The following is a 14331-nucleotide window of genomic DNA, read 5'->3' as shown; positions in this document are numbered from 1 at the left end:
GATTACAATCGCACTCGCATCCATTCGTCAATTGGTTACCTCACCCCGCATTTATGCGAAAAAAGGTACTACGAGCAACAGCAGATCGCTTAAATTGTGTGTCTACTTTCTTGACAAAGGTACATTTGGCGTGCGGCGAGTGAAATAAGGCTGATTTCAGCCTTACAGCGACACTTTGGTGAGAGGCAAGCGGTAAGCGGCCGACTCGCGCTTCACGCGCAGCGCGAGCCGACTGCCGGCATACTCACTATTCCGACGAAGTCGACCACTCGCACGCATCCGCCAAATAATCGGCCAAATGAACCGCCCGCATGCGCCCGTCCATCCCTTCGCGGGAAATGCCCATCTGCATTTGCAACAGACAGCCGGGGTTTGTTGTCACAACCGTTACCGCGCCGGTGTTCCTGACGTGAGCCATCTTGACATCCAGAATATCCATCGCCTCCCGGTGATGCACCAGGTTGTAGATGCCGGCCGAGCCGCAGCATTTGTCCTTTTCCTTCATCTCGCGCAACTCTACCCCGGGGATCGACTGCAACAGCCGGACAGGTTCGCTCGTCACCTTCTGCACATTGGTCATGTGGCAGGAGCGTTGGTACGTGACGATGTTTGTCCCCTGCTCCGGCTTCCGCTCGCGGAAGGGCAACGGGCCGCCCGCCGCCAGCACCTGGGAAATGTCGCGCACCTTGGACGAGAACGCGCTTGCCCGCTCCGCCCACTCCGGCTCCTCCCGCAGCAGATGGCCGTATTCAACCAGCATCGCGCCGCAGCCGCCGGCATTATTTACGATGTAGTCGATCCCGCCGGACGCAGACGCATTCATCTCCTCGAAGGCGGCGATGTTGCGCTTTGCGAGCTCGCGAGCCAGCAAAAAATCGCCGGCGTGGGCGTGCAGCGCCCCGCAGCAGGTGCCGCCGGCCAGCGGAGCCACTTCGCAGCCCGTGGCCTGAAGCAGCCGCATGCTGTTGTCATTCGTGCGCTCGAACAGCGCATCCATCAGGCAGCCGGCGAAAAAAGCGGCCCTGCCGTGCGCCTCCCCTTGCGGCGTCCGCCGCTTCGGCCGCAATGCCCGCTCCCGCGGACTCGGCAAGGCGGGCAAATGCGGCTCGAAAGCGCCCAGCGGCCCCAGCGTTTGGCGCCAGATCCGGCTGCCGCGGAGCTTCGGCCCGATGCCGCTCTTCTGGTACAGCCAGGTCGCATTGGCCAGCGTCCGCAGTACCCGCTTGCGCGGAAAAACGTGGGCGAACAAGCCGCGCTGCACGGCTTTGCCGACGAGCGATTGCGGACGCTTGTACTGCAGCGCGTGCTTGGCCGATTCGAAGATCGCGCCGTAGCGCACGCCGGTCGGGCAGGCGGTTTCGCATGCCCGGCAGCCCAGACAGTTATCGATCGAATCCGCCAGCAGGCGCCAGTCGGTCAGCTTCCCTTCCGCCGCCCACTTCACCAAATTGATCCGCCCCCGCGGCGAATGGGTCTCCTTCCCCATCGTTTCATAAGTCGGGCATGCCGGGAGGCAATAGCCGCATTGCACGCATTGAAACGTTTCCTCGTAAGCGAGCAAACGAGTCCATGCCTGCGCGTCGTCGTCGCCGCCATGCTTATTCATCGGTCAGCACCAGCCTCTGCCCCGGTTCGGCGAATATTTTGCCCGGATTGAGAATGTCGTTCGGGTCCCAGCTGCGCTTGATCCGCCTCATCATCTCCACGCCGACGGCACCGAGCTCCAGCTCCAGAAAAGGCGCCTTCATCGTGCCAATGCCATGTTCGCCCGAAAGCGTCCCCCCAAGCTCAATCGCCAGCGCAAAAATGTCCGCCACCGCCGACTCGACCCGGCGCATCTCGCCTTGGTCGCGTTTGTCGGCGACAATATTCGGATGCAGGTTGCCGTCGCCGGCATGGCCGAAGATGACCAGATGCAGGCCGTAACGCTCCCGAATCTCTTTCAACCGTTGAAACGCCAGCGGAATTTTGCTTTTCGGCACGGTGATGTCTTCGGAAATTTTGGTCGGCTTGATCCGGGCGATCGCCGGCGACACCAGCTTTCTGCCGCGCCACAGCTCATTGCGCTCCGCCGCGGTGCGCGCCACCCTGACCTCCCTCGCGCCGTACTGCTCGCAGCTTTGGCGCACCCGGTCGATTTCGTCGCGGATGGCCGCCGGATGACCGTCCAGCTCGACCAGCACGATCGCTTCGGCGTCGCGAGGAAGGCCGCAAGGCTCGAAATTTTCGACGGCGACGATCGAAGCCTGGTCCATGATCTCGATCTTGGCCGGCAGGATGCCTGAGGCGAGAATCGCCGAAATCGCCCGTCCGGAAGCGACAAGATCGTCGAACACGGCCATCAGCGTCTCCGTCGCCTGCGGCTTCGGGATGAGCCGCAGCGTCGCTTCGGTTATAATCGCCAGCGTGCCTTCCGAGCCGACGATCAGCTTGGTCAGGTCGTAGCCGGTGACATTCTTCACCGTGCGGCCGCCGGTGCGAACGATCTCTCCTTCGGGCGTCACGATTTCCAGCCCGATCACATAATCCTTGGTGACGCCGTATTTCAGCCCGCGGGGGCCGCCCGAGTTTTCGGCCAGATTGCCGCCGATCGTCGATACCTGGGAGCTGCTCGGGTCCGGCGGATACATCAGCCCTTCCCGTTCGGCCGCCTCGTGGATCGCCGCCGTCAGCACGCCCGGCGAAACTACCGCTACCAGGTCCTCCCGGTCCACCGTCAACGTCCGGTTCATCCGCGACATATCCGCGACAATGCCGCCGCGCACCGGCAGCGGTCCGCCGCTCAGACAGGTCGAGTGGCCGCGCGGCGTCACCGGGACGAGGTGGCGATTGGCATATTTCATCAGCCGCGACACTTCATCGGTGGTCAGCGGCTGCACGACAACATCCGGCAGGTAGGAGCCGAAGGAAGCGTCGAACGAATAGCTGACCAGGTCGTGCGCCTGCCAGAGCACCCGCGCTTCGCCGAAGATGTCGCGCAGCGGCTGCAAGTGGGTATCGAGAAATGCGGTCAACGCGAATCGCCCCTTTTCAAAATGTCATTGTCTCGGCAGCAACAAATTAAGCTCTATATCGATCGTAACGTATGAACGACAGGATCGGCAAGCCGCAGCCGCCGACAAACAGCAAAGCCGCCCCCACTCGGGAGCGGCTCCGTTCGACCGATGCCACGCTATTTCACCGTCGAATCCTTCAAAATATAAATCAGCGGATAATTGCCTTCTTTCGAATAGGCGTGGATCGTCGGGAACTGCGTACCTTTCAGATCGACGTCTACTTCCTTCAACTCGTTTTTGTTCAGCGTATATTCCGGCGAAATCATTTGGTTCTCGCCGTTGTAAACGCGGAAGTTCATCGCGTCCTTCGCCGCCACGATCAGATGCATCGTAGTGTACGCTTTGCCCAGATCGATCTGCAGGCTGTAGGAGTCGGAATAGCTCGCTTCGAATGCGAAGGCGCCTTCGAACTGCTTGCCGCCGAAGACCAACTGGCTTTTGTCGAGAATATCGAAAAATTGCGAGCCGTTATGTTTCGTTTTGATCTGGTTGCCATAGAGCGTAACCGCCGTCGGATTTTTGCCGAGCAGCACCGTGTTCGTCGCCTGGTCGTAATCGACCGGGATCTGGAACGAGTTCGCAAACACGCGCAAGGGCAAATACGTCGTGCCGTCGTAAGTGATCGGCAGCACTTCGTTGCCGGCGGAATCGATCGGATGCCAGTCGACGCCGTCCTTCTTGAATTTGAGCTCGCCGTTCAAATACGCCTGGATCGAGATCAGCGAGGTGGCCGCATAACCTCCCGTCGCCGTGCACAACAAGCCGGTAATGATGAGCAGCAGCATAACCGTTTTTTTCTTCATGATTCCTCCCGCAGCATATTCGATACAATATGTATCACATAGTAAACAACCACTCCGCCCGCCGACCGCTTTCCTCCCGCATATCGATCCGGAATGAACCGCCGCATGCGCAAACAAATAATGGCAGTTTCCTCTACCAGTCTACTTCGGCGAATGATAGCGAACAATCCGCATTGATACCCAATTTTTAGCAGGCCGTTCGTCCCGGCCCACATGTCCGCGCAGCGGCGAATAAGCCAAAAAAAGCCGACGTACTGTCGTCGGCTGTCGAAATCAGAATCGTTTGTAGTGCTCCTTTTGCGCCATATGAATCTTTTTCCAGCGTTCCTTCTCCTGCAGCTGCAGGCGGGTATCCTCTTTGCGGGCCATATACCGCAGTTCGCGCTGCAGCTTCAGGTAACTGTCGTACCGCTCCTGCGCAAGCTCGCCCGTCCGCAGCGCCTCGCGGATCGCGCAGCCCGGCTCCTTGCCGTGGGAGCAGTCGCCGAAGCGGCACGAAGCGGCATAAGCCGCAATGTCCTCGAACGCCGCGTCCAATCCGTCGCCGCCTTCGTCTCCCCACAGCTGCAGCTCGCGCATGCCCGGCGTGTCGATGACGAGCGCGCCGCCGGGCAGCATGAACAGCTCCCGGTGCGTCGTCGTATGCTTGCCGCGGTCGTCGCCGTCCCGCACTTCGCGCACCGCCTGGATATCGCGGCCGACCAGCGTATTGATCAGCGTCGATTTGCCCGCGCCGGAAGACCCGAGCAGCGCCACCGTTTGGCCCGGGGCCAAATAGTCGGCGAGCGGCTCCAGCCCCTCGCGCGTCAAAGCGCTGATCGCAAACGTCGGCACGCCCATCGCCACCGCTTCCGTCTGCGCCAACCGTTCCTCCACGTCGCCGCACAAGTCGGTCTTCGTCAGCACCAGAACGGGCATCGCCCCGCTGTCCCAGGCCAGCGTCAAATACCGCTCCATCCGCCTCACGTTAAAATCGTTGTTCAGCGCGTTCACGAGAAATACCGTGTCGACGTTGGCGGCCACGATTTGCTCCTCCGGCCGGCTGCCCGCCGCCCGCCGCGAAAACACGCTGCTGCGCGGCAGCACCGCGTCGATGATCGCGCGCGGCAGCTCGCTATCCAGCCGCTTGCCGGCGCTGCCGGGTACCGGCGCGCCGTCCATCGCGCGCAGCGTCACCCAATCGCCGACCGCCGGATAGTCGGCGCGGCCTAACGCCGCGTGCCGCAGCTTGCCAGCCACTTCGGCCAGCCACTCCCCGTGTTCGCCAACGACACGGTACAGATGCTTGTGCTCCAGCACAACGCGGCCGGCAAACACGCCATTCCGCGGCTCGGCGTCCCATTGCTCCTGCCGGGCTTCATTCCAGCCCCAATCTTTCCAATCCATCCGTCAAGCTCGCTTTCTGCTTCGTTTCTTCCTATTATGCCGCACGACGGCGGCGTTCAGTAGGGAACAAACGAGTGATAACGAAACTTGCCGCCCGCCTCAGAGGCCGTGCCGCTACTTCGTTCCGCCGCGCCCGATCCGCGCCCGCACCGATCGGGCGTATTCGGTCGGCGTCATGTTGGTCAACCGCTTGAAGCTGCGGGAAAAATAATGAATGCTGGCGAAACCGAGCCGCTCGGCGATTTCGGTCATGTTGAGCGATTGCTCGCGAATGAGCGTCTTCGCCGCGTCGATCAGCAGCCGCTGGTAATATTCCATCGGCCCGTACCCGGTTCGCGCGCGAAACGCGGCGTTCAGCTGCGTTTTGCCGATGGCGAACGCGCGGCATAGCTCGTCCGCGCTGAGCCGCCCCGTCAGCCGCTGCTTCATGAACGCGATGACGGCGTCGACCAGCGCCTGCTCCTTGTTCAGCTGCAGCTGCGACACAGGCGCAGGCGCCGCCGCGCCGCCGCCGTTCTGCTCCTCTTCGCCGCGGCGAATGAGCCGGATGAGCAGCGCCTCCGTATACAGCTTGATCAATTGCTCGCAGCCGAACGGAGCAACCGGACTGCCGACCAGCCGAGACATGCCGCGCCGGTCGATCGGCGGATCGAACGCGCGGAAGCCTTCCTGCAGCAGCGACGACAACAAGCTTCGCTCCGCCTCGTCCGGCCGCAGCAGCCGGTTTTCGAAAAACGCCATGCGCGGCGACCGGCAATCGAACGACACGATCAGCAAATTCGGCGCGGTTCCGTTAAACGCCCGTCCTTGATGGAATTCGTTCGGCTGATAGAACACGAGCTCGCCCGGCGCAAGCGCGTAGTGGCGCGAACCGGCGGTGATTTCCACCTCGCCCTTGTCCACGTAGACGAATTCCCAGAAGTCGTGCTGCTCGCCCAGCGCAACGAACGTATTTTCCAGCTCATAGTAGTGGAACGAATACAGCTTGTCGATCGCAAGCTCCATCTTGAGCGGGTAGCTTTCGTAGCTCATAACCATCGGTCCTCCGGCGAAAAGTGCAAAACAATCGGCGCATCCGCTAAATATTCCGCTCCCGTTACGCCCTATTATAGGTGATGTAGCAGCCAATCGGAAAGGAAAGGACAATCCACCATGGAAAACGTACGTTTGGGCATTATCGGCTGCGGCGGCATGAGCGCCGCGCACGCCAAAGGATACCGCGAGCTGGCGGAGCGGATGACCGTCGTCGCGACTTGCGACATTATCGAGGAACGCGCGCAGGCAACGGCCGATCAGATCGGCGCTTCGATCGTCGTCACCGACTATCGCGACCTGCTGCCGCATGTCGACGCCGTACTGATCGTGCTGCCGCACGATTTGCACTTCGAAGCGGGCATGGCCGCTCTGCGCGCCGGCAAAGACGTGCTGATGGAGAAGCCGATGTGCAACACGGAGGAAGAATGCATCGAACTGATCCGTACGGCGGACGAGCTGGGGCGAGTGCTGATGACCGCTTATCCGGTGCGCTTCTGGCCGATCGTGCGGCGGCTCAAGGAGCTGGTCGACGCCAAAACGTACGGAGAGTTGTTCCAGATGTCCATCTGGACGGAGCAGTATACCCATTACCCGGAGGGCCACTGGGGATTGTCGGCGGCGCGGCTGGGCGGCGGACAATTTTTCAGCCATGGCTGCCATTATGTCGATCTGCTGCTCTGGTTCCTCGGCCGGCCGGTGAAAGGCACGCACATGGGCACCAATTTCGGCACCCCGTGGATGGAGAAGGAAGGGACGAGCAATGTGGCGCTCGAATTTGAGAGCGGCGCGCTCGGTTATCATTTCGGCACGTGGGGCGCGCGCGGCACGCGGCTCGGCTACAGCATCCACGCGCATTGCACCGACGGCATGCTCGAAGCGAACATCGGCGAGCAGAAGCTTTACCTGCATACCGGCATGCAGCCGGAGAAAGCGAACCTGGACACGGCGTCGCGCACCACGGTGCTGCTGGAGCTGGCGGAGAGCGGCAAGATGACCCATTTTGAAATCGAACATTTCCTCGATTGCATTCGCGACCGTTCGGTCCCGCTCACGAACGGGCCGGACAGCCTGCAAGGGCTGCGCGTCATCTGGCGGCTGTACGAAGCCGAACGCGCCGGCATCATCGCCGACCTGCGCGGGCTCGGGCTGGAAGACGACTGGACCGCGCCGGCGGCGTCGGTATCAAACCTGCGATAAGTGGCAACATTCCCAGCCATGGCGAACTGCCATTTGTATGGCAGGAACGTTCACCGTACCTGATCGCCGGATGGGGTCAAAATAGGCCACAAAAAATGGCTTATTCGCTTCATTTCGCCCATCTCAACAAAAATAACCAGTGAAATCACTGGTTATTTTGGCCAAACAGCCTCAAAACGTGCAGATTGACACGAATAGCCAGCGAAATCACTGGCTATTTCGTGGCGACGGCCCGTTTCAGACGAAATAGGCAATAAAAGATGGCCTATTTCGCCATCTCCGCTTCGCCCGCCCGGGCCGCCTCCGCCAACTCGTCCCGCTCGCGTTCGATCGTTTCGCGGCTTTCCGTGCTGACGGCGGTGAACGGTTTGCCAAGCGCAGTCTCGAACAACTCAAGCGCGCCCGCCGGATCGCCCTGGTGCTTGCGGACGAGCCCGATGTGGTAATACGCTTCCGGGAATTTCGGCTTCAGCGCCGCAAGCTTGTCCGCCGCCTCAAGCGCCTGCTGCCATTCGCCCCGGCGAATGTTGGTCAGGCACCAGTTGTCGACGATGACGGCGTCCGAATCGTTGTACTCGAACGCTTCGCGATTGTATGCCAGCGCCTGGTCCAGGTCGCCGCGCTCGATGTACAAGTATCCGAGGCTGCCGTACAGCACGGTCGTTTTCATCTTCTCGTGAATGCCTTCGAGCATCGCGATCGCTTCGTCAAGCTTCCCCTGCTTCCAGCGGACGAGCGCCACGTTCATCCGGATACGCGACTTGTCGCTCTCGTCCTTCGCAGCCGCAAGCAACGCGCCAAGCACTTCGTCTGCGCGCTCCACTTGCCCCGCTTTCAGCAACTGATAGCCAAAGCCCATCGCCGTATTCATATTGTTCGGGTTCAGCCGGTACGCCGTCTCCAGATGCGCCAGCGCCTCCTGCACATTGCCTTTCATCAGCGCCGCGTTGGCTCGCTGCGTATAAACGGCATCCCGCCTGCGATAATACGCCCAGCCGATCCCGAGCACGATCGCCGCAACCCCAAGCAGCCAGTGCACCGTAAACAAATAAACGACGACAACCAACACCGCCACACCAATCAACAATCGTTTGATTCCTTTGCTCATAACGCCCTCCCGATCCTGATGTCATGCCAATCTGTACCTGCCATTCAAACCGGCTCCAGCAAGCCCATCTCCAAACATTTGCCAAGCGACAGCTTTTTGAGCCCCGCGGTCGGGAAGCGCATCTCCAAATGATCTCCCTCGACCGATTCGACGACGCCTGCGCCGAATACCCGGTGCCGCACGCTGCTTCCGGCCACGACTTCCGCCGGGGAACGAAACGCTTTCGAATTCACCGGCTGCGGCGCCGCTTGCCCCGCCGCTCCCCGCTCCTTGCCAGTCGGCAGCGGCGGAGCGAGAATCCGTTTCATGTCGGCGACGAACGTCGACTCCGCCGTTTTCTCTCCGTCGCGCTCCCTATACGCAAGCAGCTCCAGATGCGACCTCGCCCGCGTCATCCCGACGTAGAACAGCCGGGCCGCCTCCTCCATCAGCGCGCTGTCGCCTTTATCGTCCGGAGAAGGAATGACTCCTTCGACCAGATCGATCATGTAGACATGATCGAACTCCAGCCCTTTTGCGCTGTGGAAGGTGGAGAACGTAACGGCGTTCTGCCCGCGCCGCGACCGGGCGGCAGCCAGCGCCGCTTCCAAATGTTTGAGCCGCGCCGCAAATTGCTCCATCGACTCCAGTTGGTCGGCGATTTCCTCCAGCGTGTTCAGGATGCCGATCAAATACTCTTTGCGGAAGCCGAACCGCTCGCACATGCCTTCGATCGCTTTCTCGTAGCCGAGCCGCTCGCGAATGACACGGATCGCCGGCCGCGGCGGCATGCCCTGCATTTGCCGGAACGTATCCCGAACCTCTTCCAGCAAACTCACCTGATAATCCTGCAAGGGCGCGTGCCGCAGCAAATTGTCGAATACCGATTCGTCGTTGTTGATGCCGCCGAGCACCGCCATTTGCGCTTTGGAAATATAGCCTTTCAGCTTGAAATGGATCTTCTCCAAAATATCCGCCCGTTTGTCCGTAAACGTCATTCGCATGAAGTTGAGCACGTCCGACACAACCCAATGCGAAAAAAAACGATTGTCCGCATCCTTCATATAAAAGGGAATGCCGGCCCGGTCGAACGCATTGATCAGCGCGATGGACGAAGCGTTGTTGCGGTACAGCACCGCCACTTCGGCAAGCTGCTCCGTTCCGGCCGCTTCCTGCACCAAATAGTTGGCCTGGTACGCGTAATTCGCAAACGTGCGGATCACGATCGGCGGTCCGTCCGGATTTTCAGTCGTCATGTTTTTGTCGTAGCGGGTTTTGTTGCGCTTGATGAACGTGTTGGCCGCGTCGACAATCGTGCGGGTCGAACGGTAATTGCGCGTCATCAGCAGAGATGCCGCCCCGGGATACGACTTGCGGAAGTCGAGCAAATACGCCGGTTCCGCCCCCCGCCAGCTGTAAATCGACTGGTCGTCATCGGCGACGACGCACAAGTTGCGATGCTCGCGAACCAGCCGCTCCACGATGGCGTGCTGCACCAGCGACGTATCCTGGCTTTCGTCCGTCAGCACATAATCGTACCGCGCCTGATACTTTCGCAGCAGCTCCCGATCCTGCTCCATCGCTTGCGCCGCAATCGTCAGCATGTCGTCGTAGTCGATCAGCCGTTTACCGCCGCTTCCGGCCAGCTTGACCCGTTCGTATTCCCGCAGCAGCCTTGCCGCTTCCCGTACGCCCGCGTTGATCTGCGACCATTTCTCCGGCGGCACCATTTTATTTTTAACGAAGCTGATGAAGGTGGCGAGCTCGTCCATTTCATCGTCCGTGATCGCGCCGCCGACGACCGATTGATACAACCCGCGCAGCAAATGGCGTTTCTGCAGCTTCGGCGTTTCCGGCTGCGCTTCCTCCGCCTCCGAGCCTCCTTCGATCAGCTGCCACAACGTCCCCGTCCGCCGAAAATGATCGCGCACGACCTCGAACGCCATGCTATGGATCGTCGAAAAGGAAACCTGCGGCAGCTGCGGAAAAAACCGACGGAACCGCTCCTTCATATCGGCGGCGGACGCCTTGCTGAACGTGACCGCCTTGATGCGCGCCGGATCGATGCCTTTCTCTTCGATCAAATAGCCGATCCGCATAATGATCGTCGTCGTTTTGCCCGAGCCCGGCGAAGCGAGCAGCAGCAGCGGCCCTTCCGTCCGGGTCACCGCTTGCTGCTGCGCTTCGTTCAATGCCACGCCGAGCTCGCTCATCTTGCGCGCAAAAAAACGCTCCGCTTCCGCCATCCGCAAAAACCCTCTCGTTCATCGCCCTTCTTTCTTAGCATTATAGCATCCCGGAAAAGCGATTGAAAAATCGGAGCGGCAAAAGCAAAAGAAACAGCGATATCCTCGGACGAAAAAGGAACGTCCCGGATGATCGCCGTTTCATGATAAAGCATGTGCCGGAGCGTCAGCTGCCCGACGGCCGGAACTGCATCGCCAGCTCCATGATGATTGCCGCAGCGGTTGTAGCCTCGTCGAGATCGACCCACTCGTCACGTGTGTGCGCTTGCGCGAGATTCCCAGGTCCGAAAACGAGCGAAGGCACGCCGGCACGGACGAGCTTGCTGGCATCGCTGCCGTAGGGCGCGCCCATGATCCGCCCGTGCGGCGCATAACGGCCGACGGCGCTGCGCATATGACGGACCAGCGCGGATTCCGGCTGTACTTCCATCGAATGGTCGATAAGAAACGGCTCGTGCACCGCAAGCTTGAGCGGCCCGTCCGCATCCTGCAGCCCTTCCAGCAGGCGCTTCATCGACTGCCAAACGGCAATCGCCTCCTCGCCCGGAACCGTCCGTCGGTCGATTGTGATGCGGCACAAGTCCGGTACCGTATTTGGCGCAACGCCGCCCTCGATCATCGTGACGCTGTGGGTCGGGCTGCCGACAATCGGGTGGGCCAGCCTCGGGTAAACGTCGGCCGCATGCCGCTGCAGGAAGGCGACAACCTCGCACGCCTGTTCGATCGCATTGATCCCGCCGGACGGATGGGAGCTATGACAAGCGACGCCAAACACGTCGATGTGGAATCGGACGCATCCTTTGTGCGCCATAATGACGTGCAATTGCGTCGGTTCCCCGACGATCGCCCCTTCGTAAACAAATCGGCCTTTCGCCACCGCGTCGGCAAGTACCGTTACTCCTTTGTACGTCGCTTCTTCGTCGACAACCGCAGCCAGATGAATGCCGAGCGGCGGCACGAGACCGTTCGTTTTCATCGCTTCCACGGCAATGAGCATCGCAGCCAAAGAAGCTTTCGTATCGCACGCCCCGCGCCCGTACAACCGCCCGTTCCGCACCTCGCCCGCAAATGGCGGAACGGTCATCCCGTCCGTCTGGACCGTGTCCATATGCGCCTCCAGCAGCAAATTGCCGTTCCCGGCCCCCGGCAGAACTCCGATGACGTTCTCTCTCCCCGGCTCAACCGGCAACACGATCACGTCCAGCCCGAGCGCCCGGAGGTGCCTTTTGACATAGTCGGCCACCCCCGCTTCGCCTTGCCCGCCGGAAAAGGCGGGGTTGACGCTGGGGATGCGAACCAGCTCCCGCAGCACGTCGGCGAGCCGCTGCTTGCTCACGAGCGCCAAATAATCGTTCATCCCGCTCCTCCTCTGCGTCCGTTCCCCGCCAAGCGCCGCCTAATAGTTGCAGCCGCGCGCGTCGACGGCGAGCGTCTCGACCCACTGCCCGTCGCGGATGCCGTACAGCCGGTCGCACAAGTTCGGCACAACGCAGGAATGGTTCGGAATGACGACGAGCCGGTCGCCGACCGACAGCGACTCCTGCGCCGGATCGAACTCCAGCATGCCGTGCTCTTCGTTGAGCGCAACGAGCCTGATGGCGGGACGCCCGACAACGATGCCGAACCCGGGTCGGTGGTTCGACCGGTCGCTCGATAGCGTCTTGGAACCGGCGTCGATCGTCGCCCGGCCGGGAACGGGCGTGCTGATCACCGTCGTCACGACCCGCAGCGCGCAATCGTCCTCCCGCGCGAGTCCCATGGCGACACCGCTTGCATCCCAGAATAAATAGTTGCCCGCCCGCACCTCCGTCACCCCGCCCAACTGCCCGGCGAACAGAGCGGAAGGCGACGAACCGGCGCTGACGATGTCGACTTTGCCTACGACATCCCTTAACAGGGCGACCGCTTCCCGCAGCGTGCGCGCTTCTTCGCGGGCGGCTGCAAGCAGATCCCCCCGGCCCGCGTGGCGGTATATGGTGCCAAAGTAGCCCATTACGCCCTTGATGCGGATGCCGGGCAAACCGGCGATCGCTTGAGCGAACGCGGCGCAATCTTGTCCCGGCTGCCTGCCTCCGCGATGAAGGCCGCCGTCGATTTCCACCAGCACGTCGACCGGCTTGCCAGTCTCGACACCGACGCGCGACAGCCCTTGGGCGACGACATCGCTGTCGACGGTCGTCACCATGCGGCCGGCGCAGTGAAGCGCTGCGAACCGCTGCAGCTTCGTTTCCCCGAAGATCGCGTGCGCGATGAGCATATCGGCGAAGCCGGCCCGCGCGAACACTTCGGCTTCCGCCAGCTTGGCGACTGTAATGCCGATCGCGCCGGCGGCAATTTGCTTGCGCGCCAAAGCCACCGATTTGGCCGTCTTGATGTGCGGCCGGTGTGCAATGCCATGCGCCTTGAGCAAGGCCGCCATGCTCGCGATATTCCGCTCGGCGATGTCCAGATCGACGATGACTGCCGGCGTTTCCAAAAGCTCCATCATCGCCCCTCCTTTCTTAAGCGGCAAAACCCGGCCGACGCGGCTCGTCAAGTATAACCGCATCGACCGGACTTCCCCGTTAACGGCCTTGCAGCACCGCCCCGTACGCGGCGATCGGCGGATTCCCGTGGTCGCGGAAATATTGCTCGTCGAGGAACACGCCGAACGACGTAATCGAACGAATGCCGCGCGACGTATAGAACGCTACTTCCTCCTCCATCTGCCGCCGATCGAACAACAACTCCGGCACCGGCTTGACCCACTTCGCCTGCATCGATACGTCCAGCCAATATTCGAGGACATGTGCGTTCTCGGCCCCGAACAGCGCGAGGAACTGATCGACCCGCTGCCGGTGCTCGGGATTGTCGTTCATTTTTTGCAGCCGGGCGTCGTTCATGTTGTTGATGCTCGGCCCGGTCAGTTCGAGGAAGATGCCTTCCGCCGGCTTGACCGCTTGCGGCAGCGTTTTCAGCGTGTCCGTATAAGCCAAATACGCGAGTGTCGCCTGCGGGTCGACTGTACGGATCGCTTCGAGGATGCGGTTCATCACGAGCAGCGTCTGATCGCTTGAACTGAGCCCCGCGCATAACCCGCACCGGCAGCACGGCTTGTTGTCGTCCATCCAGATGAAATAGCGGTGCGTCGTCGGCGGCAGCTGCCGTGCGAGCTCGATGCTGTTCCGCTGAATGATCGCTATCGCCTCTTCGTTCGAGGGGCAGCAATTGGCGTCCGGCGTCCGTTCGCCCCGGTCGTCCATGCGGAACCATTCGGGATGATCGGCGAAACGGTCGCGCGGCAGCAGCCAGCTCATCGCATGAATTTCGTACTCCACATCGATGCCATGCGCGGCGAAATAGTCGAGCCACTTGCGGCCGGCGGCGGAATGCACAAAGGCGATAAGCTCGTGCAGCCGTTCGTGCGGCAGCTTGCCCATGTTGTGCAATCCGATCAAATTGATGCCGGCTTCGACCAGCAGCTCGCTCCAACCGTCGTGCAAGTCGTCGAAATTCAGCACGATGCCTCTTTTGTCAATCAT

11 protein-coding genes are annotated in these 14331 nt (G+C 61.1%); 1 reads left to right on the top strand and 10 read right to left on the bottom strand.

From position 1 onward, the window contains the following. Window positions 1–247: 247 nt before the first annotated feature. The 5 genes from EXY20_RS35930 to EXY20_RS35910 all read right to left on the bottom strand — a co-directional run bounded on the left by EXY20_RS35930 (window position 248) and on the right by EXY20_RS35910 (window position 6277). Window positions 248–1606 (bottom strand): (Fe-S)-binding protein, encoded by a 1359-nt coding sequence (locus tag EXY20_RS35930; protein WP_135557255.1) that lies wholly within the window; start codon window positions 1604–1606, stop codon window positions 248–250. Beyond that, complete coding sequence (locus EXY20_RS35925) at window positions 1599–3014, bottom strand: FAD-binding oxidoreductase (protein ID WP_135557254.1); 1416 nt, start codon at window positions 3012–3014, stop codon at window positions 1599–1601. Before EXY20_RS35925 ends, EXY20_RS35930 begins: the two co-directional genes overlap by 8 nt. A gap of 158 nt (window positions 3015–3172) precedes the next feature. Beyond that, window positions 3173–3859: a stalk domain-containing protein gene (locus EXY20_RS35920; protein WP_135557253.1), complete on the bottom strand. Its 687-nt coding sequence runs from the start codon at window positions 3857–3859 to the stop codon at window positions 3173–3175. A 273-nt stretch (window positions 3860–4132) separates the two neighbouring features. Further along, window positions 4133–5245 (bottom strand): ribosome small subunit-dependent GTPase A, encoded by a 1113-nt coding sequence (gene rsgA / locus EXY20_RS35915; protein WP_135557252.1) that lies wholly within the window; start codon window positions 5243–5245, stop codon window positions 4133–4135. 114 nt (window positions 5246–5359) lie between these two features. Further along, window positions 5360–6277, bottom strand: coding sequence for an AraC family transcriptional regulator (locus EXY20_RS35910; RefSeq protein ID WP_167859762.1), 918 nt, complete (start codon window positions 6275–6277; stop codon window positions 5360–5362). Between the two features lie 120 nt (window positions 6278–6397). Between EXY20_RS35910 and EXY20_RS35905 the strand changes: the two genes are divergently transcribed. Then, window positions 6398–7477, top strand: a complete 1080-nt coding sequence (locus EXY20_RS35905) for a Gfo/Idh/MocA family protein (RefSeq protein ID WP_135557250.1) — start codon at window positions 6398–6400, stop codon at window positions 7475–7477. A gap of 265 nt (window positions 7478–7742) precedes the next feature. Here EXY20_RS35905 and EXY20_RS35900 read toward each other — a convergent pair whose 3' ends face one another. The 5 genes from EXY20_RS35900 to EXY20_RS35880 form a co-directional block, all read right to left on the bottom strand. Beyond that, window positions 7743–8585 carry a tetratricopeptide repeat protein gene (locus tag EXY20_RS35900; protein ID WP_135557249.1) on the bottom strand — a complete coding sequence of 281 codons (843 nt, stop codon included), beginning with the start codon at window positions 8583–8585 and terminating at the stop codon, window positions 7743–7745. Window positions 8586–8629: 44 nt separating this feature from the next. Next, window positions 8630–10810, bottom strand: a complete 2181-nt coding sequence (locus EXY20_RS35895; protein WP_135557248.1) for an ATP-dependent helicase — start codon at window positions 10808–10810, stop codon at window positions 8630–8632. A gap of 166 nt (window positions 10811–10976) precedes the next feature. Further along, complete coding sequence (locus EXY20_RS35890; protein WP_135557247.1) at window positions 10977–12167, bottom strand: M20 family metallopeptidase; 1191 nt, start codon at window positions 12165–12167, stop codon at window positions 10977–10979. 39 nt (window positions 12168–12206) lie between these two features. Then, the gene (locus EXY20_RS35885) at window positions 12207–13295 is read right to left on the bottom strand and encodes an alanine racemase (RefSeq protein ID WP_135557246.1); all 1089 of its coding nucleotides are present in this window, start codon (window positions 13293–13295) and stop codon (window positions 12207–12209) included. A gap of 79 nt (window positions 13296–13374) precedes the next feature. Next, window positions 13375–14331, bottom strand: a complete 957-nt coding sequence (locus tag EXY20_RS35880; RefSeq protein ID WP_135557245.1) for a DUF4838 domain-containing protein — start codon at window positions 14329–14331, stop codon at window positions 13375–13377.

This window comes from Paenibacillus cymbidii (assembly GCF_004764705.1).
Classification (GTDB): Bacteria; Bacillota; Bacilli; order Paenibacillales; family NBRC-103111; genus Paenibacillus_AN; species Paenibacillus_AN cymbidii.
This window is presented reverse-complemented; position numbering and strand designations above follow the sequence as displayed.